General features: G+C 71.4%; 24 protein-coding genes and 1 pseudogene. 11 read left to right on the top strand and 14 right to left on the bottom strand.

Annotated features, from left to right (window positions below; genetic code table 11):
• Positions 1-30 precede the first annotated feature (30 nt).
• The 3 genes from IE277_RS31725 (at position 31) to IE277_RS31715 (ending at position 3,097) form a co-directional block, all read left to right on the top strand.
• Positions 31-1,485 (top strand): peptidoglycan D,D-transpeptidase FtsI family protein, encoded by a 1,455-nt coding sequence (locus IE277_RS31725; RefSeq protein ID WP_189957160.1) that lies wholly within the window; start codon positions 31-33, stop codon positions 1,483-1,485.
• A 227-nt stretch (positions 1,486-1,712) separates the two neighbouring features.
• Positions 1,713-2,282: a SigE family RNA polymerase sigma factor gene (locus IE277_RS31720; protein ID WP_189957159.1), complete on the top strand. Its 570-nt coding sequence runs from the start codon at positions 1,713-1,715 to the stop codon at positions 2,280-2,282.
• On the top strand, positions 2,279-3,097 hold the full coding sequence (locus IE277_RS31715) for a hypothetical protein (RefSeq protein WP_189957158.1): 819 nt from the start codon (positions 2,279-2,281) through the stop codon (positions 3,095-3,097). Before IE277_RS31720 ends, IE277_RS31715 begins: the two co-directional genes overlap by 4 nt.
• A 143-nt stretch (positions 3,098-3,240) precedes the next feature.
• Here the strand turns inward: IE277_RS31715 and IE277_RS31710 are convergent, their stop codons facing one another.
• The 9 genes and pseudogenes from IE277_RS31710 to IE277_RS31670 form a co-directional block, all read right to left on the bottom strand.
• Positions 3,241-4,038, bottom strand: a complete 798-nt coding sequence (locus tag IE277_RS31710; protein ID WP_189957157.1) for an HAD family acid phosphatase — start codon at positions 4,036-4,038, stop codon at positions 3,241-3,243.
• Positions 4,039-4,181: 143 nt separating this feature from the next.
• Positions 4,182-4,694: pseudogene (locus IE277_RS31705) on the bottom strand (ABC transporter permease family protein); the annotation flags it as partial.
• Complete coding sequence (locus tag IE277_RS31700) at positions 4,691-5,626, bottom strand: carbohydrate ABC transporter permease (protein WP_189957156.1); 936 nt, start codon at positions 5,624-5,626, stop codon at positions 4,691-4,693. The gene IE277_RS31700 and the pseudogene IE277_RS31705, both read right to left, overlap by 4 nt.
• 81 nt (positions 5,627-5,707) lie before the next feature.
• The gene (araD, locus tag IE277_RS31695) at positions 5,708-7,429 is read right to left on the bottom strand and encodes an L-arabinonate dehydratase (RefSeq protein WP_189957155.1); all 1,722 of its coding nucleotides are present in this window, start codon (positions 7,427-7,429) and stop codon (positions 5,708-5,710) included.
• Positions 7,417-8,328, bottom strand: a complete 912-nt coding sequence (locus tag IE277_RS31690; RefSeq protein WP_189957154.1) for a dihydrodipicolinate synthase family protein — start codon at positions 8,326-8,328, stop codon at positions 7,417-7,419. Before IE277_RS31690 ends, araD begins: the two co-directional genes overlap by 13 nt.
• Positions 8,325-9,089 (bottom strand): GntR family transcriptional regulator, encoded by a 765-nt coding sequence (locus IE277_RS31685; RefSeq protein ID WP_229882109.1) that lies wholly within the window; start codon positions 9,087-9,089, stop codon positions 8,325-8,327. Before IE277_RS31685 ends, IE277_RS31690 begins: the two co-directional genes overlap by 4 nt.
• Positions 9,090-9,250: 161 nt before the next feature.
• Positions 9,251-10,012 carry an MBL fold metallo-hydrolase gene (locus tag IE277_RS31680; RefSeq protein ID WP_189957153.1) on the bottom strand — a complete coding sequence of 254 codons (762 nt, stop codon included), beginning with the start codon at positions 10,010-10,012 and terminating at the stop codon, positions 9,251-9,253.
• A 283-nt stretch (positions 10,013-10,295) separates the two neighbouring features.
• A complete protein-coding gene (locus IE277_RS31675; protein WP_189957152.1) occupies positions 10,296-10,673 on the bottom strand; it encodes a hypothetical protein in 378 nt (125 codons plus the stop codon).
• 100 nt (positions 10,674-10,773) lie between these two features.
• On the bottom strand, positions 10,774-11,355 hold the full coding sequence (locus IE277_RS31670) for a TIGR03086 family metal-binding protein (RefSeq protein WP_189957151.1): 582 nt from the start codon (positions 11,353-11,355) through the stop codon (positions 10,774-10,776).
• A 131-nt stretch (positions 11,356-11,486) separates the two neighbouring features.
• On the opposite strand from IE277_RS31670, the gene IE277_RS31665 reads away from it, so the two are divergent.
• On the top strand, positions 11,487-12,719 hold the full coding sequence (locus IE277_RS31665) for an MFS transporter (RefSeq protein WP_189957150.1): 1,233 nt from the start codon (positions 11,487-11,489) through the stop codon (positions 12,717-12,719).
• Here the strand turns inward: IE277_RS31665 and IE277_RS31660 are convergent.
• Both IE277_RS31660 and IE277_RS31655 read right to left on the bottom strand, forming a co-directional pair.
• Complete coding sequence (locus tag IE277_RS31660) at positions 12,617-13,819, bottom strand: hypothetical protein (protein WP_189957149.1); 1,203 nt, start codon at positions 13,817-13,819, stop codon at positions 12,617-12,619. The two genes, IE277_RS31665 and IE277_RS31660, sit on opposite strands and share 103 nt — an antisense overlap.
• Positions 13,816-14,757: a 5-dehydro-4-deoxyglucarate dehydratase gene (locus IE277_RS31655; protein WP_189957148.1), complete on the bottom strand. Its 942-nt coding sequence runs from the start codon at positions 14,755-14,757 to the stop codon at positions 13,816-13,818. Before IE277_RS31655 ends, IE277_RS31660 begins: the two co-directional genes overlap by 4 nt.
• Before the next feature lie 223 nt (positions 14,758-14,980).
• Between IE277_RS31655 and IE277_RS31650 the strand changes: the two genes are divergently transcribed.
• The 7 genes from IE277_RS31650 to IE277_RS31620 all read left to right on the top strand — a co-directional run bounded on the left by IE277_RS31650 (position 14,981) and on the right by IE277_RS31620 (position 22,360).
• Complete coding sequence (locus tag IE277_RS31650) at positions 14,981-15,790, top strand: NAD-dependent epimerase/dehydratase family protein (protein WP_189957147.1); 810 nt, start codon at positions 14,981-14,983, stop codon at positions 15,788-15,790.
• A 289-nt stretch (positions 15,791-16,079) separates the two neighbouring features.
• Positions 16,080-16,850 (top strand): DeoR/GlpR family DNA-binding transcription regulator, encoded by a 771-nt coding sequence (locus IE277_RS31645; RefSeq protein ID WP_189957146.1) that lies wholly within the window; start codon positions 16,080-16,082, stop codon positions 16,848-16,850.
• A gap of 137 nt (positions 16,851-16,987) precedes the next feature.
• Positions 16,988-18,358 carry an ABC transporter substrate-binding protein gene (locus tag IE277_RS31640; protein WP_189957145.1) on the top strand — a complete coding sequence of 457 codons (1,371 nt, stop codon included), beginning with the start codon at positions 16,988-16,990 and terminating at the stop codon, positions 18,356-18,358.
• A complete protein-coding gene (locus tag IE277_RS31635; protein WP_189957144.1) occupies positions 18,355-19,293 on the top strand; it encodes a carbohydrate ABC transporter permease in 939 nt (312 codons plus the stop codon). Before IE277_RS31640 ends, IE277_RS31635 begins: the two co-directional genes overlap by 4 nt.
• Entirely contained in the window at positions 19,290-20,117 is an 828-nt protein-coding gene (locus IE277_RS31630) for a carbohydrate ABC transporter permease (protein ID WP_189957143.1), read from the top strand. The genes IE277_RS31635 and IE277_RS31630 overlap by 4 nt, the downstream gene beginning before the upstream one ends.
• Positions 20,114-21,103 (top strand): zinc-dependent alcohol dehydrogenase family protein, encoded by a 990-nt coding sequence (locus IE277_RS31625; protein ID WP_189957142.1) that lies wholly within the window; start codon positions 20,114-20,116, stop codon positions 21,101-21,103. Before IE277_RS31630 ends, IE277_RS31625 begins: the two co-directional genes overlap by 4 nt.
• A 72-nt stretch (positions 21,104-21,175) precedes the next feature.
• Positions 21,176-22,360: a TerD family protein gene (locus IE277_RS31620; RefSeq protein WP_189957141.1), complete on the top strand. Its 1,185-nt coding sequence runs from the start codon at positions 21,176-21,178 to the stop codon at positions 22,358-22,360.
• 89 nt (positions 22,361-22,449) lie between these two features.
• Here IE277_RS31620 and IE277_RS31615 read toward each other — a convergent pair whose 3' ends face one another.
• From IE277_RS31615 to IE277_RS31605, 3 genes are all read right to left on the bottom strand, one after another.
• Positions 22,450-23,016 (bottom strand): TetR/AcrR family transcriptional regulator, encoded by a 567-nt coding sequence (locus IE277_RS31615; RefSeq protein ID WP_189957140.1) that lies wholly within the window; start codon positions 23,014-23,016, stop codon positions 22,450-22,452.
• A 38-nt stretch (positions 23,017-23,054) separates the two neighbouring features.
• A complete protein-coding gene (locus IE277_RS31610; RefSeq protein ID WP_229882108.1) occupies positions 23,055-23,702 on the bottom strand; it encodes a 2'-5' RNA ligase family protein in 648 nt (215 codons plus the stop codon).
• A gap of 35 nt (positions 23,703-23,737) precedes the next feature.
• Positions 23,738-24,125, bottom strand: a 388-nt coding sequence (locus tag IE277_RS31605) for a hypothetical protein (RefSeq protein ID WP_373310937.1), incomplete at its 5' end; no start/stop codon positions are given.

Raw genomic sequence — 24,125 nt, 5'->3', positions numbered from 1 at the left:
CAGCCCCGTCCCGAACGTCTTCGAAGCGGGATGAACAAGACGATCAGGCGGGCGTCCGTCTTCGCGCTGCTGCTCGTGCTGGCTCTGCTGGTCAGGGCGACATGGGTGCAGTTCTACGACGGCAAGGCCCTCGCGGACGACAACGACAACCGGCGGAACGCGATACAGACCTACTCGCAGCCGCTCGGCAACATCATCGTGGCCGGTAGCGCCATCACCGGCTCCGCCAGGACGAAGGGGAGCGACCTCGCGTACAAGCGGACGTACACGGACGGCAAGCTCTACGCGGCGGTGACGGGCTATGCCTCGCAGGCCTATGCCCCCACCCAGCTGGAGGGCATCTACCAGAACGTGCTGAACGGCACGGACAACCGGCTGAAGGCCGTGATGGACACGCTCACCGGCAAGCGCGCCGCTCCGGGCAACGTGCTCACCACGATCGACCCGGACGTGCAGAAGGCCGGGTACCGCGCGCTCGGCGACAAGAAGGGCGCGGCCGTCGCGATCGACCCGAAGACCGGCAGGATCCTCGCAGTGGTGTCGACGCCGTCGTTCGACCCCGGCACGCTCACGGCCGCCAACACGGCAGGGATCGCCTGGAAGCAGCTCACCGCCGACAAGGACAAGCCGCTCACCAACCGCGCGCTGCGCCAGCCGCTGCCGCCCGGCTCGACGTTCAAGCTGGTCGTGGCGGCGGCCGCGCTGGAGGACGGGCTGTACAAGAACGTGGACGTCCGGACCGACAGCCCCGACCCGTACATCATGCCGGGCACGACGCGCCCGCTGGCGAACGAGAACAAGTCGGCGCCGTGCAAGGACGCCTCGATCCGCACGGCCCTGCGGTACTCCTGCAACAACGTCTTCGGTCACATGGCCGTCCAGCTCGGCCAGGACAAGGTGAAGGCGATGGCCGAGAAGTTCGGCTTCAACGACGACAAGCAGGACGTGCCGGTGCGGGCCTACGCCAGCGTGTACCCCTCCGGCATGGACAAGGCGCAGACCGCGCTGTCCGGCATCGGCCAGTTCGATGTGACCGCGACCCCGCTGCAGATGGCCATGGTGTCCGCCGCCATCGCCAACGGCGGCAAGCTGGTCTCGCCGCATATGGTGTCGCAGATCACCGACAGTGACGGCGATGTCCTGCAGAACGACGACGACAGCGCGGACAGCACGGAGATCGTCAGCTCCTCGACCGCCGAGCAGCTGCAGTCGGCGATGGAGACGGTGGTCAAGGACGGCACGGGCACGAACGCGCTGATCGACGGGGCCACCGTCGGCGGCAAGACCGGCACCGCCCAGCACGGCGAGAACAACAGCAAGACGCCGTACGCCTGGTTCACGTCCTTCGCCAAGTCCGACAGCGGCGGCAAGGAGGTGGCCGTCGCGGTGATGGTCGAGCAGTCGGACGCGGCACGCTCGGAGGTCAGCGGCAACGGTCTGGCGGCCCCGGTGGCCAAGGCGATGATGCAGGCGGCGCTGAAGTAAGGGGCGACTGAAGTGAGGGGCCGCTGAGATGAGGGGCGGCCGCCTCACTTCGCCCGACGGCGCCGGAATCCGGTTCGCTCCGCCATACGCTGTCCGGCCCCCCGTACGACGGACACAAAACCATCACTGCTACGCTCCGATCTCCATCCGGCACTCCTCCGGATGCCCGCATGTCATTCACATGACAACCGCACCACCACAACTGCCTCATCGAGAAGAGGTCACCCGTGGGCACAGTCGTCGACGACGCCGCCTCCGTGGAATTCCATGCCTTCTTCGAACGCCACTACGCCGAACTCGCCCGGCTGGCCCATCTGTTGACCGGTGAGGCGGACGCAGCCGACGATCTGGCGGCGGATGCGCTGCTGGCCCTGTGGCGCCGCTGGGACCGGGTGCGCGCGGCCGACCATCCGGTGGCGTACGCGCGGGGCGTGGTCGCCAATCTGGCCCGCACCCGGATCCGCGGCGCGGTGCGCGAGCGCCGGCGGATCGCCCTGTTCTGGTCGCACCGCGAGGAGCGGACCGAGAACCCGGACGTGGCCGGGGTGGTGGACGTCCAGGAGGCGCTGCGCAGGCTGCCGTTCCGTAAACGGGCGTGTGTGGTGCTCCGGCACGCGTTCGACCTCTCGGAGAAGGACACCGCGCTCGCCCTCGGGGTGTCGGTGGGTACGGTGAAGAGCCAGACGTCCAAGGCCATGGCCGAACTGCAACGGCAGCTCGGCCCCGCGGGCGACGTGCGGCGGATGCACGCGGCCATGGCGGGCCGGGGCGACGAGAGCGGAGGAAGGAACCGATGAGGCGGCAGGACGTGCACGACGAGCTGCGCGCCCGGCTGCACGAGGCGGCCGAGGCCCATGAACCCGACCGCGCGCGCATCCTGGCCCGCGTGGAGCGCGGCATGGCCGGGCGGCCCGGCCCCGCGCGCCGGGCCGCACACCGGCCGGTCCTGGGCTGGGTGCGGGTGGCCGGTGCCACCGCGGCGGTCGCCGGGGTGCTCGCGGTCGGCGGGTACGCGGTGGCGTCCGGGGTGAAGGAGCAGCCGCCGGCGCGGCAGACGGTGGCGGTCTCCCCGACGCCCACGCCGTCACGGGACACGCCGAGCCACACGCCCGCGCCGTCGGCGGATCCGCCGCCGAGCAGGGCACCGCGGTCCTCCCCCGGCGCGGACAACGGCTCCCCCGCCACGAAGCCGACCGCGGCGGCGCCCGCCCGGGAGCAGGACGGCCCGCTGTGGTCGGACGGCTCGGTCGACCCGCACAGCAACGACTTCTGGGCACAGAGCGACCTCACCCTGAAGACCGGCGCACAACTCTCCTCCCTCACCGTCCAGTTGAAGGTCGCGCAGACCGGCGCCGTCAGCTCGACCGGCGCCTGGCGCTCACTGCCGGAGCAGGACTTCGACCTCACGGTCGGTGAGAAGGACGGCTTCCTGGTCTACACCTGGATACTCAAGGAGGGCCGTACCGTCCCCAAGGGCGAGTGGGTGTTCGCCGGGCAGTACAACCATCAGCGCGGCGGCCGGGACGCCACCGGCGACCGCTACACGATCAAGGCGACGGCGGACGGCCGACAGCGCACGGTGAGCGGCGACTTCGCAGCTCGCACCAAGTGACGAGGGCGGCTCACAGTCTGGTCGCGACCGGTCCGAGGCTCTGCCTCGCACGGCCGGCGAGCCCCCGCCACGGCACGGTGCTGCCGGTGACGGGGGCCGGGTACGCCGGCCCGCTCAGGGCGTACGGCTGAGCGGCGGGGGCGTCAGGAGACGAAGTACGTCGGGTTCGGGATCTTGTACGTACGGTCCGCCTGGCCGCCGTCGAGGTCCGAGTACTGGTCGCCGAAGTTGGCGATGATCTCGTAGCCGAGGTCGTCCTCGATGTGCCGGCGGGTGCCGGACTTGTACTGCACGGTCGTGCAGTTCCAGGCGCCCGGGGTGGCGCAGTCGCCCAGGTAGGCCGGCGGGTTGGCCTTGTCCTTGAGGAACATGTGGTCGGCGTCGAGGTTCACATCGGCGCCGACCTTCTTCAGGTTGGCGACGGCGGCGGCGCGCTGCGCCTCCGACAGGCCGGAGTTGTAGAAGACCTCGACACCCTTGGACGCGGCGTACTGCACCAGCTCGGGGCTGCCGAAGACGGCCGGGCGGTCGGCGCGGTTCACGTAGTCGTTCCACGTGGTGGGGTTGAACGTGTAGTTGTAGCGCTTCTCGTAGTCGAGGCTGAGCAGCAGCGTGTCGTCGATGTCGAAGACGACGGCCGGCTTCTCGCCGTGGCGGTGCGCCTTGCGGGCCGCCTTGTCGATATAGCGCTTGGCGTCCGCGTCCAGCTGCGCCAGGTCCTTGGCGTACGGGCTGTCCGGGGACGCCTGGTAGACGCCGTTGCTGTCGGCGGTCGTGCCGTAGTAGGTGTCGATGTCCTTCACCAACTGCCCCATGTTGTAGGGCTCGTGGGTGGAGTTCGCCGTCGACTGCCCGGCGGTGGCCGAGCCCGCGCCGAAGAGCGCGAGACCGGCGAGAGCACAGGCGGCACCGGTGGCGGCGACTCTGTGGGACTTCCGCATGGATTCTCCGGATCTGGTGAATGAGAGTGATGTACCAGGTCAGAGACTGTCTACGCGCATAACACCGGTGCCTGCGAGTGCTGTTATCCGATCGATATGATTTTCGCTGCCGACGGTCAGTTCATCGTCGCGCCGATCGTCGTGCTTAGCGGGAGCTGGAAGACGGTCTCGGCGATGATCACGCTGCCCAGCGAGTTGATCATCCGCAGCTCGGCGAAGATCCGGAACAGCGGGACCAGCAGCAGCGCGCCCGGCACGAACTGCGAGCACAGCAGGGCCGGCAGGAAGCCGCGCTTGAGGCGGAAGTCGAAGCGGGCGAGCGCGTAGCCGCCGGCGAGCGTGACGACCGTGGTCAGCACCAGGGTGGCGAGACCGACGTAGACGCTGTTGGTGAAGTAGGTGCCGAAGCCGCGCTCGGTCCACACCTTCTGGAAGTGCTCGAAGGTCATCGGCCAGGGCACGAGGGAGGTCGAGCCGGCCGGACGCAGGGCGAAGAGCAGGATCCAGCAGAAGGGGATCAGGGTGAACAGGAGATAGACCGACAAGGGGACATAGATCTGCCAGCGCGGCACCTCGTCCCAGGCGCGGCGCTTGCCGCGGGTCCGGGCGGGCTCGGGCACCGTGTGCTCGGGCGCGGGAGCGATCTCGGTGATCACTTGGCCTCACCTCCGAACTTGCTCAGCCGCAGACAGACGATCGAGCAGAAGAGCAGGATCACGAACGCCACCGTGGTCAGGGCGGAGGCGTAGCCGAAGTTGTGGGCGTCGACACTGGTGTCGGCGGTGTAGAGGATCAGCGTCGTGGTCTCCCCCGCCGGGCCGCCGCCCGTCAGGGTGTAGAGCAGGTCGACGTTGTCGAACTCCCACACCGCCCGCAGCAGGGTGGACAGCACGATGGCGTCCTTCAGATGGGGCAGCGTGATGTGCCAGAACTGCTTCAGCCGCCCGGCGCCGTCCGCCTCGGCGGCCTCGTACAGGTCCTTCGGCACGGACTGCAGGTCGGCGAGGATGAGGATCGCGAAGAAGGGCACGCCCCGCCACAGGTCGGCCACGACCGCCGCAGGGACGACGGTCGAGGTGTCCGACAGCCAGCTGGTGCCGTAGGAGCCCAGCCCCGCGTCGGCGAGGTAACGGGTGGTGCCCGTCTGGGAGTTGTAGAGGAGCACCCAGATCGCGGAGGTCAGCACGCCGGAGACGGCCCACGGGGAGAAGACCAGGGCCCGGCCCAGGGCCCGACCCACGAAGGTCTGGTTGACGATCAGCGCGAGCGCGAGCCCGAACAGCAGCTGCAGGCCGACTTCCACCACGACCCACTTGGCGCTGAAGGTCAGCGTGTCCCAGAACTGGGGGTCGTGGGCGAAGGCCTGGGTGAAGTTGCCGAGGCCCGCGAAGCCGTTCCGCCACGGCTTGGTCGGGTTGTGGTTCTGCAGGCTGTAGTAGAAGACGCTGAGCACCGGGTAGGCGATGAAGCCCAGCATCAGCAGGGCCGCCGGCGCGATCAGCAGGTACGGCAGCCTGCGCGGGGTCGCTGGGGCACGGCGCCGCCGGGGTGGCGCGGGGGGTTTCGCCACGGCTGCGGCTTGGGCCATGACTGTTCTCCGTTCGCAGTAAGCGATTTCCGACCGATGTTCGAGATGTCGACCGTGCAGGGCCGCGGTCGAGGGCGGGTGTCAGCCCGCGTACGGGTCCGGCACCTGGCCCGGCCGGGCCAGGAACTCGAAGTCGCAGCCGGTGTCGGCCTGGGTGATCTGCCCGTTGAAGAGGACTCCGTAGCCGCGCTCGTACCGGGCGGGCGGAGGTGTCCACGCGACCCTGCGCCGCGCCAACTCCGCGTCGTCCACGTGGAGATGGAGGCTGCGCGCCGCGACGTCCAGGGTGATCAGCTCCCCGGTGCGTACGAGCGCCAGCGGGCCGCCGATGTACGACTCCGGGGCCACGTGCAGCACACAGGCGCCGTAGCTCGTGCCGCTCATCCGGGCGTCGGAGATCCGGACCATGTCCCGCACGCCCTGCCTCAGCAGATGGTCCGGAATGGGGAGCATGCCGTACTCGGGCATGCCGGGGCCGCCCTTGGGGCCGGCGCCCCGCAGCACCAGCACGGTGTCGGCGGTGATGCCGAGCGCCGGGTCGTTGATGGTGCGCCGCATGGTCCGGTAGTCGTCGAAGACGACGGCCGGCCCGGTGTGCCGGAGCAGGCGGGGCTCGGCGGCGATGTGCTTGATGACCGCGCCGTCCGGGCAGAGGTTGCCGCGCAGCACCGCGACCCCGCCCTCGCCCGCGACCGGGTTGTCACGGGGGCGGATGACGTCGTCGTCGTGCACCCGCGCGCCCTCCAGCTGCTCGCGCAGGGTGTCGTACGACACCGTCGGCCGGTCCAGATGGAGCAGATCGGTGATCCGGGACAGGAAGCCGGGCAGGCCGCCCGCGAAGTGGAAGTCCTCCATCAGATACCGCTGCCCGCCGGGGCGGACGTCGGCGAGGACGGGCACGGTCCGGGCGATGCGGTCGAAGTCGTCCAGGGTGAGCTTCACACCGGCCCGGCCGGCCATGGCGATCAGATGGATCACGGCGTTGGTGGAACCGCCGAGGCCGAGAACGGTGGTTGCGGCGTCCTCGAAGGCCGCACGGGTGAGGATCCGCGACAGCCGCCGGTCCTCGCGCACCAGCTCCACGGCCGTCATCCCGGCCTTGGCGGCCATCCGGTCGTGCCCGGAGTCGACGGCCGGAATGCTCGACGCGCCCGGCACGGTCACCCCGAGGGCCTCGGCGGCGGCGGTCAGCGTGGACGCCGTCCCCATGGTCATGCAGTGGCCGGGCGAGCGGGCCAGGCCGCTCTCCAGCTCGGCCATCTCGCAGTCACCGATGAGTCCCGCGCGCTTGTCGTCCCAGTACTTCCACATGTCGGTGCCGGAGCCGAGGACCTCGCCGCGCCAGTGGCCCGGCAGCATGGGCCCGGCGGGCACGAACACTGCGGGCAGGTCGACGGAGGCGGCGCCCATCAGCAGCGCCGGGGTCGACTTGTCGCACCCGCCCATCAGCACGGCGCCGTCCACCGGATAGGACCGCAGCAGTTCCTCGGTCTCCATCGCCAGCAGGTTCCGGTAGAGCATCGGGGTCGGCTTCTGGAAGGTCTCACTGAGGGTGGAGACCGGGAATTCCAGGGGGAAGCCGCCGGCCTGCCACACCCCCCGCTTCACCGCCTGTGCGCGATCCCGCAGATGCACATGGCACGGGTTGATGTCGGACCAGGTGTTGAGCACGGCGATCACGGGCTTGCCCAGGTGTTCCTCGGGCAGATACCCCAGCTGCCGGGTCCGGGCCCGGTGGCTGAACGACCGCAGCCCGTCGGTCCCGTACCACTGGTGGCTTCTCAGCTTCCTCATATGGACCATCCCGCGGCGATGGCGGCGACCTCGGCGCGCTCGTCCTCGGGCAGGAGCCGGCTCGGCGGGCGGACGTCGCGGCGGCACAGGCCGAGGGCGGCGAGGGCCTCCTTGACGACCGTGACGTTGTTGGCCGAGCCGTGGGCGGCGCGGAGTTCCTCGAAGCGGCGGATCTGCTCCCAGACCTTCATGGCGGCCGGGTGGTCCCCGGACCGCAGCGCTTCCAGCATGTTCAGCGAGACGGCCGGGGCGACGTTCACGAGCCCCGAGGTGAAGCCGGTGGCGCCCGCCGAGAAATAGGACGGGGCGTACGGTTCGGCGAGGCCGGCGACCCAGACGAAGCGGTCAAGGCCCGCGTCCCGCGCGAAGCCCGCGAACCGTGCGGCGTCCGGTACGGCGTACTTCACACCGATGACGTTCGGGCAGTGGCCGGCGAGTTCGGCGAGCCGGGCGCCGGGCAGCTGCGCGTTGCGGATGTACGGCACCACGCCCAGCTCGGGCACGGACTCGGCGATGGCGCGGTGGTAGTCGACCCAGCCGGCCGCCGAGACGTACGGGTGGACGGGCTGGTGGACCATGACCATCGGGGCGCCCAGGTCACGGGCGTGCCGGGCGGAGGCGATGGCGGTGGGCAGGTCGTGGCCGACGCCGACGAGGACCGCCGAGCGGTCACCGGCCTCGGCGACGGTCGACTCGGTGACCAGGCGGCGCTCTTCGGGGGTGAGGGCGTAGAACTCGCCGGTGTTGCCGTTCGGGGTGAGGGTGCGGATCCCGCCGTCGAGCAGACGACGCAGCAGGGCCCGGTGGGCGGCGGTGTCGACGGAGCCGTCCGCGGCGAAGGGCGTCACCGGGATGGCCACCACGTCGGCCAGGGCCGTCCGCTGGGTCTCGAACGTCACGCTGCTCATCGAAGGCCTTTCTCCTGGTGGGGGGCGGTGTCCTCGGCGTCCTCGGTGTTCTCGGTGTTCTCGGTGTTCTCGGTGTTCTCGGTGTTCTCGGTGTTCTCGGTGTTCTCGGTGTTCTCGCGGTTTTCGCCGGCCGCGGGGAAGGCTCGCCGTACGAAGGACGCGATATGGGCGTGCAGGGCGGTCGCGGCGCCGTCGGCGTCGCCGGCGAGCGCGAGCCGCAGGATCTCCCGGTGCTCGGCGGCCTCCCGCTCCCAGGAGGGGTCGGCGGCCCAGGCGACGGCGGAGACCAGCGCGGCCTGGTCGCGGACCTCGTCCAGCATCCGGCCCAGCAGCGGGTTGCCGCACGGCAGATACAGGGCCCGGTGGAACTCCCGGTTGGCGAGGGAGCGTTCGGCGGTGTCGCAGGCGGCGTCGGCCCGGCCGAGCGCGTCGCGCGCGTCCCCGAGGGACGCCCCGCGCCGGACGGCCCTGCGCAGTGCCTCCGGTTCCAGCAGCAGCCGTACGTCGTAGACCTCGCGCGCCATGTCCGCGTCCACCATGCGCACCGTGACGCCCTTGTACTGGCTCATCACGACGAGTCCGGTCCCCGCGAGGGTCTTCAGCGCCTCGCGCACCGGGGTCTTGGACACCCCGAACTGCGCGGCCAGCTCCGTCTCGACGAGGGCCTGACCGGGCGTCAACTGGCCGGTGAGGATGCGGTGTTTGATCGCGTCCAGCACGAACTGCGTGCGGGACGGGATCGGGATGGGCACAGCGGTCATACGACCCTCTCCGATCTCACATATCGCGTCTCATATATGACGTACGGAGTACGACGCGTTGAAGGTAGGAGGGGGTCCGTCTCTCGTCAATGCTTCTGACAAAGGGGGAGGCAAGGGAGGCGGCAGGGGGAGGCCAGGGAGGCCGGGGCTTCTCGGACGGTTCAGACGGTGTGGACGTCACCCTCGACGGCGGCACGGGTGGGCCGGCCGGAGACCGCGGCGGCGCGTGCGGTGGCCGCCTCGCGGGTGAGCGTGGGACCGACATGGGTGACGAGCAGGGCACGCACACGGGCGTCGAGCGCGATGCGCCCCGCGTCCTCGGGCGTCAGATGCACCTGCTCCCGGTGTTCGCCTTCGCGATGTGCGTCGATGTCGGCCTCGCACAGGAACAGATCGGCGCGGGCGGCGAGTTCGCCGAGCGCGGCGCACGGGCCGCTGTCCCCGGAGTAGGCGAGGACGCTCCCCTGGCATTCGGCGCGCAGCCCGTACGCCTCGGCGTCGTGGGCGACGGCGCGGGCGGTGAGCCGGAGGTTCCAGTGCCGGACGTCATGGCCGTCGTACAGGGACCGGAAGTCGAGGACACCCTTGAGGAAGTCGACGTCGGCCCGCCCGAGGAAGCCGGCCAGCCGGTGGGCGCAGTCCTGCGGGGCGTACACCGGGATCGGGGCGGCCGGGGTCATCCCGCCGAAGGCGAACGCGTAGGCGGCCGCCAGCAGATCGGCGCTGTGGTCGGCGTGCAGATGGGAGATCCAGATCGCGGTGAGCCGTGCGGGGTCCGTGTGCCGTTGCAATGCCGCGAACGTACCAGGTCCGGCGTCCACCCATACCTCGGCGCCCCCGCCGGAGAGCAGATACCCGGAGCAGGGCCGGCCGGGTCCGGGGTGCGGGGAGGCGGTGCCGAGGACGGTGAGGGTGAGAGGCATGGGGGGAGAGTACGACGGCCGGGACCTCCGCTTCGGCCCACTCGGGCAACCGGAATCGGCCGTGTTCGCCCCCGTACTCTGCTAGGGCGTGTTGCGAAAGTCCCGTCGTCCGCCCGGAGGGCGGGCCGAGCGGCGTCTGGTGCGAGCTCTGGGGGTCCCCCCGGCCGGAGGCTGGGGGAGTGCCGGGCGGAAGCCCTCGTACTGGTTGTACGTGGGTTTTCACCCGGTGCGGCGAGAGTGCGTGCCAGGCGTCGGGCGGCAGGCGGGACTTTCACAACACGCCCTAGGGAGCGGGCAGGGTGAGGACCAGGAGCAGGACGCTCAGGGGCGGCAGCAGTGCGAGGAGGGCCGCCCAGGTGCGCGTCGCCGTCCAGCGGCGCTTCCACGGCAGCAGCCAGGCGGTGAGCAGCGCCCCGACCGAGACGGCGCCACCATAGGTGAGGATGCCGTAGATCCAGGTCAGCGCCGTGTCGAGGGCGGCCGAACAGTCGTCCGGGCCGCAGCTGTCCGTGGCCATGGCGGACAGCCCGCCGAGGAGGACGGCGGCCGGGCCGAGCACGACCATCAGTGCGGTCGCGATCGTCGGGGCCACCCAGCCCCGGGGATCCCGCACGTCCCCGTGTGCCGTGCCGGCGACCGTCGCGCAGTGCTGTGTCGTCATGTGCTCAGTGAATCGGCGCGACGCCCGCCGGCACACCGGTTCACGTACTCAGCCGGTTCGGCCCGCGTACTCACGCGCGGCGGGAATGTGACGACGGGGCCTATGGGCGCCAGCCCGGGTCGCGGCCGCTCAGGCCGACCGCGCGGTCCAGGAGTGGTGCGTCCTCGGGGACCGGGACGGCCGGGCCGAACGGGCTGTTGTCGCGGTTCGGGTCGGCGGCGGCCATCAGGAGGAAGCCGTGGGCCGCGGCCAGGGCGGCGGGGTCGGGGGCGTAGGACAGGCCGGTGGCGCGGGCCAGGTCCCAGCCGTGGATGACCAGTTCGTCGGCGACGACGGCGCCGGCGACCTCGCCCGGCAGGTCCACCCCGCCCGCGCGTGTCATCCCGGTCCAGGCGGCCGGGTCGCGCCAGGCGTCGGCGAGGTCGTCGAGGGCCTTGGGCAGTTCCTCGCGCCAGCCGGGACCGATATCGGGCACGGCGGCGTCCGGGGCGGTGTCGGTCGTCGCGCCGAGGTCCTTGCGGGCGGCGTCACGGAACGCCACGGACAGCAGCTGGACATGGCCCAGCAGGTTCCGCACCGCGCAGTCCGGGCACGGTGTGCGGGCGGTCAGCTGCTCGTCGGTCACGGACTCGGCGAGCCGGGCCACGATCCGGGTCTGCGGGCCGAGGTCGACGATGCTCATGGCTCACTCCTTCACGGTTGCGCTCCTCGTACGAAGGGATGACCGGCCGATGCGGCGAAACTCATCGGTGCCGCCGTATGAGGCATCTTGCCGATCCGGACCCGCCCGCCTTAGACCCACGATGACCAGGCATGACGACTTCCTGGACGCTGCTTCGCGTGCTGCGGGACCGCAACGCGGGGCTGTATCTCATGGGCCTGCTGGTGTCGGCCTTCGGCACCTCCTCGCTGTCCCTGGCGGCCGGCGTGTGGGTCAAGGACCTCACCGGGTCCGACGGCCTGGCCGCCCTGTGCCTCCTGGCCGTGTGGGCCCCGACCCTCGCCGGCCCGGCGCTGGGCACGCTCGCCGACCGCGTGCGGCGCAGGCCCCTTCTCATCGGCATGGACCTGGGGCTCGCGGCCTTGCTTCTGACGCTCTTCACCGTCGACTCGCCCGAGGGGCTGTGGCTGCTGTTCACCGTCCTGCTGCTGTACGGCACCGTCGCCGTGGTCGCCGGGGCCGCCGAGTCGGCCCTGGTCACCGCCGCCGTCCCCGGGGATCTGCTCGGCGACTTCAACGGGCTGCGGATGACCGTCACGGAGGGTATGAAGCTCGTCGCTCCGCTGACCGGGGCGGGCCTGTACGCGGCCTTCGGCGGTCCGGCCGTCGCCGCTCTGGACGCGGGCACGTTCGTGGTCGCCGCCGGAATGTGCGCGCTGCTGCGGGTGCGCGAGGAGCGGCCCGTGCGATCCGGTGACGGCTGGCGCCGGGACACCGCCGAGGGCGTCCGGCATCTGTGGGGTCACCCTGGGCTGCGTCCGCTGGTCCTGGCGGCCGGCACGACGATGCTCCTCGGCTCGCTGAACGCCACGACGACGTACGCCGTCGTGGACCGCCTCGGCCACTCCCCCGCGTACGCGGGTGTGCTGTACGCCGTCCAGGGCGCCGGTTCGGTGACGGCCGGCCTCTGCGTGGGAGCCGCGCTGCGGCGGCTGCACGGGCGCCGGCTCGCGGCGGCCGGGATCGCGCTGAACGCGCTCGCGGTGGCCGCGCGGGCCTGGCCGTCGGACGCGGCGGCCCTCGCGTCCGCCGCCGCGACCGGTCTGGCGCTGCCCTGTGTGCTCGTCGCGACCTTCACGGCCGTGCAGCGCCGGACGCCCGGGCCGCTGCTCGGCCGGGCGACGGCCACCGCCGAGACCCTGGTCTTCGCCCCCAACGTCATCGGCCTGGCAGCCGGTGCCGGCCTGGTCGAACTCGCCTCCCCCGGGCTGCTGCTGCCGCTCTACGGCCTGGCGCTGCTGCTGCCGGCCGTCGCACTCGCCCAGGGCGCGGACAGCGCCTCGCGCACCGCTGCGAGGTCTCCGTCCGACGCCAACCCGGCGTGATAGAACCGCAGTTCCGTCGCGCCCCGGCTCCGCGCGCGTGCCGCGTCCGCCGCGAGTGTGCCGGGGCTGCCGCCCATCCCGGAGACGACGGTGAGGTTGGCGGCCAGCACCGTCCGCCGCCCGGCGCGTTCGGCGAAGGGCGCCAGCAGGGCCGTACCGCCCGTGCACGGTACGACCACGCCGTCGGCGGCGGCGAGCACGCGGGCGGGGTCGACGCCGGCGTTGGCTCCGCAGTGGTAGGGGACCGGGTCGGCGTGCAGCAGCACCTGGAAGCCGGCCGGTGCGGCGGCGCGTACGGCGGCGACGGCCTCCTCCTGGAGGGTGCCGGCGGTTTCCTCGCGCCACGCGCGCGTGCGGGCCGCCGTCTGATCGCCGAGCAGCCGGATGACCGTGGGCCAGCCCTCGTCGGCCGCCGCGCCCCGCCACAGCGGCTCCAGCGCGTCGCGTACGTCGGTCGCCAACGCATCGGCGTCCAGGCCCTGTTCGCCGTATCCGGCGCGGCAGGACGGGCAGAAGCACAGGGACATCAGGTACTGCCCGGCCTCGCCGAGACCGACGCCGGAGATCTTGTCGTGGGCGTGCAGATGCGCCAGCCCGTACCACCCGAGGGACTCCAGTTCGGTGCCGTGCGCGCCGGGGCGTACGGCGGCCTCGGCGGCCAGGTCGACCAGGTACGCGCGCGTGGCGGGCTGGGCGATGCAGGGCGCCCATGGGTAGCGGTCGCCGTAGGCGTTGAGGACCGAGGTGTCCGGATGTTCGGCGCCGAGGCGGGAGTTGTGGGCGAGGACGACCCAGGTGTGCACCTGGAGGCCGGCCGCCGCGAGGGCCTCGGCGGCCTCGCCGTAGGCGTCGCCCGGGGCCCAGCGGCCGGCGCGGTACGGCCTGAGGCCACGGCCCGCCCAGCGCTCGCCGGGCGGGTAGAGGACGGCCGCGTACTCGGCGGTGACGATGCGGTGGCGGGGGTGGCGCGGGGTGAGGGCGCGGGTGGAGTGATAGGCGGAGGCGAGCGTCACCTGTGCCACGCCGAGTCCGGCGATGCGCGCCGGAGCCTCAGGGTCCCCGTCGACGTCCCAGGGGTAGACGAACACCGACGCCTTCACGCGTCCTCCTCCAGCAGCGCGTATCCCCGTTCGATCAGCTGGGCGAGCTGTTTGACGTGCTGCTCCGCCGGTTCGTGCAGCGGGGGCCGGACCTCGCCGACGTCCAGGCCGCGCAGCCGTACACCCGCCTTGACGAGCGAGACGGCGTAGCCGCGGCCCTGGTCGCGCAGTTCCACGAACGGCCGGTAGAAACCGTCGAGGAGGCGCCGTACGGTCGCCGTGTCACCCAGGCTCAGGGCCCGGTGGTAGGCGAGGGCGATCTCGGGGGCGAAGCAGAAGACGGCCGAGGAGTACAGCGTGACGCCGAGGGCGTGGTAGGCGAGCTGGGTCTGTTCGGCGGTGGGCAGACCGTTGAAGTACAGGAAGTCGCCGGGGGCTTCGGTGCGGACGGCGCTGATGATCCGCTGCATCAGATCGAGGTCGCCGAGGCCGTCCTTCAGGCCGGTGATCCCCTCGGTGCGGGCGAGCTCCACCACCGTGCGCGGGGTGAAGACGGCGTTGTCGCGCTGGTAGACGACGACCGGCAGGGCGGTGGCCGCGGCGACCTCCCGGTAGTGCCGCAGCAGGCCCTCCTGGCCGGCGAGGACGAGGTACGGCGGCATGGCGAGGAGACCGTCGGCGCCGGCCGCCTCGGCGAGATGTGCGTAGCGGACGGCGAGCGCGGTGCCGTAGCCGGCGCCCGCGACGACCGGGACGCGTCCGCCGGCCGCCTCGACGGCCACCCGCACGCAGGCCTCGAACTCCTCCGGCAGCAGCGCGTGGAACTCCCCGGTGCCACAGCAGGCGAACACGGCGGCGGCACCGGCGGCGACGCCCCGGCTCACATGGGTGCGGTAGACGTCGAGGTCGAGTGAGCCGCCCTGGCCGTAGGCCGTGACGGGAAAGAAGAGCGGCCCGCGCGGATCGCTGAGCCGTTCACTGAGGGGGGCTGGCGTCACGGGCTCTCCCTTGAGACACACTGGTACATGTTTCTGATTGACGTCTATATTCCTGAACACGACCACGCTACGGGCCCCCCTTATGGCCGGTCAAGCAGGCAAACCCGCAAGGCTCGGAGCGAATTCACCGACCTCGCGCGACACTTGACGGTGCACGGCGACGCTCTCTAGCGTGCCCCCATGTGTCCATGTATGTGAATATCGGCTACAAGGAGAACCGAGGATGCCCGCTCCCCGCACCGTCCTGCTCACCGGCGCCGCCGGCGGGCTCGGCACCCTGATGCGGTCCCTGCTGCCGGAGTACGGCTACACGCTGCGCCTGTTCGACGCGCGCCCCGTCGAGGGCGCACCGGACGCGATCACGGCCGACCTCGGCGACCGGGAGGCGCTGCGCGAGGCCGTGCAGGGCGTGGACGCGGTCCTCCACCTCGCGGGCATCTCCCTGGAGGCCTCCTTCGAGAAGATCCTCAAGGCGAACATCGAGGGCACCTACAACCTCTACGAGGCCGCCCACGAGGAGGGCGTCGGCCGGATCGTCTTCGCCTCCTCCAACCACGCCGTCGGCTTCACCCCGGCCCCGCGCGCGGGTGAGCCGCCGATCCCCATCGACACCCCGCGCCGCCCGGACACCTTCTACGGCCTGTCCAAGTCCTTCGGCGAGGACCTCGCCCAGCTGTACTGGGACCGGCACGGCCTGGAGACGGTGTCGGTGCGCATCGGCGCCTGCTTCCCGGAGCCGACCAGCGTGCGCATGCTCTCGGTGTGGATGAGCCCGGCCGACGGCGCCCGCCTCTTCCACGCGGCCCTGACCGCCGGGAACGTCGGCCACACCGTCGTCTACGGCTCCTCCGCCAACACCCGGCTGTGGTGGGACCTGGGCACCGCGCGGGCACTCGGCTACGCGCCGCAGGACGACTCCGAGCCGTACGCCGCGAAGCTGATCGCCGAGCAGGGCGAGCTGGACCCCGAGAACCCGGCGCACAGCCACCTCGGCGGCCACTTCGTGAACGATCCGCCGATCTGGCCGTACTGAACAAGGGCCCTGGGCGGCGGAAAGAAGACCCTCGGGCGGCGCATATCGAACCTCCCCACGCGCGGGCGGGCACCGAACGGGCCCGCCCGCTGCCCTTTCGGGCATCCGGGCCGCCCGCTCTCACTCCGCCCCGCACGACCCCGCAGGTCCGCGCCGGGCATCCCCTCGGGCAAACGGGCACAGACGGGCAGGATCGGGCTCACAATAGGCCTGGTAAGCACCGCACACCCCCTGTAGAACTTCCCCCAAGGGCCCGAACGGGCAGCTCGGCGGAGAGGTGGGTGACGACATGAGCGAGAAGACGGCGGAGGAACGCCAGCGCGCGATCGTGCTGGCCGCGCGGGCGACCGGCTCGGTCGACGTCACCGCGCTGGCCGCCGAGCTGGGCGTGGCCAAGGAGACCATCCGGCGTGATCTGCGCGCCCTGGAGGACCACGGGCTGGTCCGCCGTACGCACGGCGGTGCCTATCCGGTGGAGAGCGCCGGCTTCGAGACGACGCTCGCCTTCCGTGCCACCAGCCATGTGCCCGAGAAACGCCGGATCGCGGCGGCCGCGGCCGAGCTGCTCGGGGACGCCGAGACGGTCTTCGTGGACGAGGGCTTCACCCCGCAGCTGATCGCCGAGGCCCTGCCGGCCGACCGCCCGCTGACCGTGGTCACCGCGTCCTTGCCGGTCGCGGGCTCCCTCGCCGAGATCGACACCATGTCGGTCCTGCTCCTCGGCGGCCGGGTGCGGTCCGGCACGCTGGCCACCGTCGACCACTGGACGACGAAGATGCTGGCCGGCTTCGTCGTCGACCTCGCCTTCATCGGCGCCAACGGCATCTCCCGCGAGCACGGCCTGACCACGCCCGACCCGGCGGTCAGCGAGGTCAAGGCGCAGGCGATGCGAGCCGCGCGGCGCACCGTCTTCGCGGGCGTGCACACCAAGTTCGGCGCGGTCAGCTTCTGCCGGTTCGCCGAGGTCGGCGCGCTGGAGGCGATCGTGACGAGCACCCTCCTGCCGACGGCCGAGGCCCACCGCTACTCCCTGCTGGGCCCGCAGGTCATCCGGGTCTGAACCTCCGCCCCACCCCAGCGACACCCCACCTTCCCCGAAACACCTCACTCCCCCAGAAACACCTCACTCCCCCCAGGGGCGTTCCACACCTCCGAGCGCCCCTTACGTCCCCATATCTCCCTCTCCAGGAGCGATCCATGCGTATCCCGAGCCGACGGAGGCCGCGCGTCACACTCGCCATGGCCGCCGCAGGGACGCTGCTCGCCCCGCTGCTCTCCGGCTGCTGGGCCGGCGCGGGCGGGTCCGGTTCCGGCGGCGACTCCATCAATGTCCTGATGGTCAACAACCCCCAGATGACCGAGTTGCAGAAGCTGACCGCCGCGCACTTCACCAAGGAGACCGGCATCAAGGTCAACTTCACGGTCCTGCCCGAGAACGACGTACGCGACAAGATCAGCCAGGACTTCGCCAACCAGGCCGGGCAGTACGACGTGGCCACCCTCTCCAACTACGAGATACCCATCTACGCCCGCAACGGCTGGCTGCACGAGATGAACTCGTACGCGGCGAAGGACCCGTCGTACGACCAGCGGGACGTGCTGGCGCCCATGCGCCAGTCGCTGACCGCCGACGACGGCAGGCTCTACGGGCAGCCCTTCTACGGCGAGTCGTCCTTCCTGATGTACCGCAAGGACGTGTTCGCGGCGAAGGGCCTGGCCATGCCCGCGCACCCCACCTGGCAGCAGGTCGCCGACCTCGCCGCGAAGGCGGACGGCGCACAGCCCGGGATGAAGGGCATCTGTCTGCGCGGACTGCCGGGCTGGGGCGAGATGACGGCCCCGCTGACCACCGTCGTGAACACCTTCGGCGGCACCTGGTTCGACAAGCGGTGGAAGGCCCGCCTCGACTCCCCGGAGTTCGAGAAGGCGACGAAGTTCTATGTCGGCCTCGTCCGCGCCCACGGCGAGTCCGGCGCCGCGCAGTCCGGGTTCGCCGAGTGCCTCAACGACATGACCCAGGGCAAGGTCGCCATGTGGTACGACGCCACCAGCGCGGCCGGCCTGCTGGAGGCGTCCGGCTCCCCGGTCAAGGGCAGGCTGGGCTACGCCCCGGCCCCCGTCGTACGGACGCCGTCCGCCGGCTGGCTCTACACCTGGGCCTGGGGCATCCAGAAGGCCTCCCACAACCCCGACAAGGCCTGGAAGTTCGTCTCCTGGGCGTCCGGCAGGGGATATGAGCGGCTCGTCGGCGAGACCAGCGGCTGGCCCGACGTCCCGGCGGGCAAGCGGGCCTCGACGTACACGAACGCCGACTACCGCAAGTCGGCCGCGTCGTTCCAGGAGATGACCAAGGAGGCCATCGAGAGCGCCCGCCCGAACGACCCCGGTGTGCAGCCGCGGCCCGCGCCCGGCATCCAGTTCGTCGGCATCCCCGAGTTCACCGACCTCGGCACCAAGGTCTCCCAGGAGATCAGCGCGGCCATCGCCGGACGCCAGTCCGTCGACTCGGCCCTCAAGAAATCACAGGCGCTCGCCGAGAAGATCTCCAAGGAGTACGAGGGACGATGACAGCGACGACAACGGCCCCTCTGGCGGCCACCACCGCACGCACAGTGAAACGGCCCCCGGCCCGGCTGCGCGCCTGGGCCACCCGGGCCCCGCTGCTGCCGGCCCTCGTGTTCATGATCGCCGTCACCCAGCTGCCGTTCGTGGCCACACTGGTGATCTCCTTCTTCGACTGGAACGCCCTCTACCCCAAGGCCCGTCACTTCACCGGCCTCGACAACTACCGTCAGGTGCTGACCGACACCGATCTGCGCCACTCGGTGTGGACGACCGTGCTGCTCACGGTGGCGGTGGTGCTGGCCAGCCTGGTCCTCGGGCTGGTGCTCGCCCTGCTGCTGGACCGGAGGTTCCGCGGCCGCGGCATCGTCCGCACCCTGCTCATCGCGCCCTTCCTGGTGGTGCCGGTGGCCGCGGCCCTGCTCTGGAAGCATGTGCTCTACAACCCTGAATACGGCTTGCTCAATGGGTTGTTGCACTATGTGGGCGGCCCACAGCCCGACTGGATCTCCCACACCCCGCTGCTCGCGGTCGAGGCCTCACTGGTGTGGCAGTGGACGCCGTTCATGATGCTGATCCTGCTCGCCGGGCTGCAGAGCCGGGACCAGCAGCAGATCGAGGCCGCCCGGGTCGACGGCGCGAGCGACTGGCAGATCTTCCGCCATCTGACGCTCCCTCATCTGCGCCGCTACCTCGAACTCGGCGCGCTGCTCGGCTCGATCTACATCGTGCAGAACTTCGACGCGGTCTTCACGATCACCTCCGGCGGGCTCGGCACCGCCAACCTGCCCTACACCGTCTACCAGAGCTTCTACCAGGCCCATGAGAACGGCCTCGCCTCGGCCGCCGGCGTCCTGGTCGTCATCGGCTCGATCATCATCGCGACCTTCGCCCTGCGCGTGGTGTCGTCCCTGTTCCGCGAGGAGGTGTCCCGCGCATGAACGCCCTGCTGCGCCGGAACGGACTGGGCCTCGTGGCCTGGCTGGCCGGGATCGTGTTCTTCCTGCCCATCGCCTGGATGGCCCTGACGTCCTTCCACTCCGAGGCGGACGCGGCGACCAACCCGCCGTCCTTCGCCGCGTCGCTGACGCTCGACGGCTACCGCGACTTCTTCGGCAGCGGCGGCGGCGCGAGCCCGTGGCCCGCGCTGATCAACTCCACGGTCGCGTCCGTGGTCTCCACGCTGTGCGTCCTGCTGCTGGCCCTTCCGGCGGCGTACGCGCTGTCGATCCGGCCGGTGAAGAAGTGGACGGACGTGCTGTTCTTCTTCCTGTCCACGAAGATGCTGCCGGTCGTGGCGGGCCTGCTGCCGATCTACCTGTTCGCCAAGAACGCCGGGCTGCTCGACAACATCTGGCTGCTGGTCATCCTCTACACCTCCATGAACCTGCCGATCGCGGTGTGGATGATGCAGTCCTTCCTCGCCGAGGTGCCGGTCGCCGTCATCGAGGCGGCCCGGGTGGACGGCGCCCGCCTGCCGACCGTCCTCGCGCGCGTGGTGGCCCCGATCGCCCTGCCCGGCATCGCCGCGACCGCCCTGATCTGCTTCATCTTCAGCTGGAACGAGCTGCTGTTCGCCCGCGTGCTCACAGGCGTGGTCGCCGAGACCGCTCCCGTGTTCCTGACCGGCTTCATCACCAGCCAGGGCCTGTTCCTGGCCAAGGTGTGCGCCGCGTCGCTCGTCATCTCCCTGCCGGTGCTCGCCGCGGGGTTCGCCGCCCAGGACAAGCTGGTCCAGGGCCTGTCGTTGGGAGCCGTGAAATGAAGGCCGCCGTCATCGAGTCCGTGGGCCGCGCCGTCGTCGCCGAGGTGCCGGACCCGACACCGGGCCCGCGCGAGGTCGTCGTCGAAGTGGCCGCCTGCGGCCTGTGCGGCACCGACCTCCATATCCTCCAGGGCGAGTTCGCACCCAAGCTGCCGATCGTCCCCGGACACGAGTTCGCGGGCGCGGTGGTCGGCGTCGGCAGCCAGGTCACCGAGGTGGCGGTCGGGGACCGGGTGGCCGTCGACCCCTCCCTGTACTGCTACGAATGCCGTTACTGCCGCACCGGCCACAACAACCTGTGCGAGCGGTGGGCCGCGATCGGCGTCACCACGGCGGGCGGAGCGGCCCAGTACGCCCTCGCTCCCGTGGCCAACTGCGTGAAGCTGCCGGAGCACGTACGCACCGAGGACGCGGCCCTGGTGGAGCCACTGTCCTGCGCGGTCCGCGGCTACGACGTCCTCCAGTCCCGCCTGGGCGCCCATGTGCTGGTCTACGGCTCCGGGACCATGGGTCTGATGATGCTGGAGCTGGCCAAGCGGACGGGCGCGGCGAGCGTCGACGTCGTCGACGTGAACCCGGCACGCCTGGAGACGGCGCGGCGGCTCGGCGTGTCCGCCTCGGCGGCGAACGCGGACGAGCTGGACCGGCCGCAGGGCTGGGACGTGGTCGTGGACGCGACCGGCAACGCGGCCGCGATCCAGGACGGGCTCGGCCGGGTGGCGAAGGCGGGGACGTTCCTGCAGTTCGGGGTGGCCGACTACGCGACACGCGTGACGATCGACCCGTACCGGATCTACAACCAGGAGATCACGATCACCGGGTCCATGGCCGTGCTGCACAGCTTCGAGCGGGCGGCCGAGCTGTTCGCGAACGGGGTGCTGGACCCGGAGATCTTCATCAGCGACCGGATCCCGCTGGACCGGTACCCGCAGGCGCTGGAGCAGTTCGCGGCCGGGGTGGGCCGCAAGATCGTGGTCGTGCCGTAGGGCCTGTTCCGAGCCGTTCGGCGGGTAAGGGAACGGTAAAGCGGTGTCGTTCGTTCACCCGGCATGACAGCTATGACCCCTGGCTCGAACATCCCTCTCCCGGCCGTGCGCGTGACGGTGGACGTCGCCGCTCCGGTGCGGCTCGATGTGTCGGGCCTGCTGCTCACCGCCGACGGCAAGGTGCGCTCGGACGACGACTTCATCTTCTACAACCAGCCGGCGGGGCCCGGCGTGACCCACGCGTCCGGCGGCGGTGCGGCGCCGGACGCGATCACGGTCGACACCGGTGCCGTCCCGCCGGACATCGAGAAGATCGTGGTGACGGCCAGCCCGGACGCGGCCGGCCAGACCTTCCAGGGCATCGAGCCGACCGCCACGATCCGTGACGCGGACGCCGGCGCGGTGCTGGCCTCGTTCACCCCGCCCCAGCTCGGCACGGAAACGGCACTGGTCATCGTGGAGATCTACCGCCGGGGCGGCGCCTGGAAGGCCCGCGCCGTGGGCCAGGGGTACGCGGACGGACTGGCCGGCATCGCGACCGACTTCGGGGTGACGGTGGAAGCGCCGGCCGCGGCGCCCGCCGCCCCGCAGCAGCAGCCGGTGGCTCCGCCGGTGCCCGCCGCGCAGCCCCCGGCCGCACCGGCCGCCCCGGTCCCGCCCGCCCCGGTGCCGGGTGCCGGAAAGGTGAATCTGGACAAGGGCCGGGTCAGCCTGCAGAAGAACCAGACCGTGTCCCTGGTCAAGGGCGGCCGGCCGCTGCTCTCCCAGGTGCGGATGGGCCTCGGCTGGGAGCCCGCCTTCCGGGGCAAGGACATCGACCTCGACGCCTCGGTCATCGCCTACGGCCCGCAGCGCAACCACATCGACAGCTGCTACTTCGGCAAGCTCACGATCCTCAATGGCGCGATCAGGCACTCCGGGGACAATCTGACGGGCGAGGGCGGAGGCGACGACGAGGTGATCACCGTGGACCTCGGCCGTCTCCCCCAGGAGGTCACCGGCCTGGTCTTCACGGTGAACTCCTTCTCGGGCCAGAAGTTCACGGAGGTGGCCAAGGCGTACTGCCGGCTGCTGGACGCCTCGACGGGCGAGGAACTGGTCCGCTTCGACCTCACCCACGCCGAGCCCCAGACCGGCGTGATGATGGCCAAGCTCATCCGCCAGTTCTCCGGCGAGTGGGACATGACGGCCATGGGCGACTTCGTCAAGGCCCGCACGGTCCGGAACATGACGGAACCGGGAGCGCGGGCACTGTAGACCGCCAGATCCCCGGGTGCCGCCGCGGATGGGCGCTGGGGTCACCCCTCCGGGGGAGGCGCCCCGCCCGGCCCCGGCACAGGGCACCGCTACGCCCGCAACCCCTCCATCAACAGCGTCAGGTACCGCTGGATCTCCTGCCCCTGACTACCTGCCAGTTCTGACGCCGTGGCCACCCCATGGGCCAGCCGCAGCACCTCGATCGGCTCCAGGTCGGCCCGCAGGAACCCGTCCTCCCGGGCCGCCTCCACCAACCGCGCCGCCGCCCCCTGCACCGACGTACCGCACGCCGTCCTCGCGACCGACCCGCCGTCCATGACCGCCGAGCCCAGCAGGGACTTCAGCCCCCGCACCTGGATCGTGGCCACGCACAGCTCGTGCAGCCACGCCAGGAGCGCCGCCCCCGCCGGCAACCCCCGCGCCAGCTCCTCGGCCCGGGTCCCGAGCGCCTCGAAGCGGTCGACGTACGCGGCCTCCAGCAGCTCCTGCCGGGTCGGAAAGTGCCGGTAGAGCGTGCCCGCCCCGACGCCCGCGCGCTTGGCGATGTCGTCGAGCGACGCGTTCTCCCCGTGCTCGGCGAAGGCCTCCACCGCCGCCTTCAGCAGCCGCTCGTAGTTACGCCGGGCATCCGCACGCATGGGTCTGGCCTGCGGCATCCAGATACTCCTCGCACCCCGGGAATCCTCTCCGCAGCCTACCGAGCATCCGTCGACGACCCGCCCGGGTCCGGTCCGGGACGGTGGCGTACCGCGCCGGTGCCCAGGTCGATCGTGGCCCGTGTCCGCATGGGGCCGTCACCGCGTCGGGAGAGCAGCTCGACCTCGGCCACGCGCGCGTGCAGCACACCGAGCCGGGCGGCGCACTCGGCCGCGAGGATGCGCGGCACGCGGGTGCGTCCCAGCGAGAGATGCGGGGTGAAGCGCGGGAAGCGTTCCGCGCAGGAGGGGAAGGGCTCGGCCAGCGCGCGCCGGAGCTCCGTCCAGGGCTCCAGGCCGGCCGCGGCGGGGTCGAGCCAGACGGTGGCGTAGGACCGGTGGCGAAAGGCGCGCACCCCGCTGAGCCGGATGTCGAAGGGCGCGCACCCGGCGGCCGCGGCGGCCAGCAGCGGGAGTGCCACCGGGAAGTCCTCTTCCGGTACGAAGCCGAAGACCAGGTTCACATGGGGTGGCCAGCGGCGGATCTGCGGATCGTGTTCGACGCGGATGCGCTGGATCGCGGGCCAGAGTTCGGCCGGGGGAAGCCAGGCCACGGCGGTCCGGGGTGTGGGGCCCGACTCCAGGCGGCCGAGGCCCTCGGCCGGGCCGGGGGCCTGGGGGCGGGAGGGCGTCGGAGGGCAGGGCACAGGTTCATCATGGCCCCGCCCGCCGACGGCCGGGGTCACGCAACCGCGTTGGTCACGGCGACCCAGGAGCGGGAGAAACGCTTGGCCTCGTCCTTGGACCCGTGGTGCCTGTGCGCGCGCTTGGCTCCGTGGCGCTTGTGCGCGTGCTTGCTCCCGTGGCGCTTGTGAACCGACTTCGCGCCGTCGTGCTCGTGCGAGGGCTTGGACCCCTCCTCCTCGTCACCGGGCTTCGCCGCGTCCTCGTCGTGCCCCGGCTTGGAGCCCTGCTGGTCATGACTCGGCTTGGACCCCTCCTCGTCACCGGACTGGGACCCCTCCTCGTCATGCCCCGGCTTCGAGCCCTGCTGCTCATGACTCGGCTTGGACCCCTCCTCGTCACCGGACTGGGACCCCTCCTCGTCATGCCCCGGCTTCGAGCCCTGC

This window comes from Streptomyces alanosinicus, from assembly GCF_014650595.1.
Classification (GTDB): Bacteria; Actinomycetota; Actinomycetes; order Streptomycetales; family Streptomycetaceae; genus Streptomyces; species Streptomyces alanosinicus.
The sequence above is the reverse complement of the archived record's forward strand: the minus strand, read 5'-3'. Positions and strand labels throughout refer to the sequence as shown.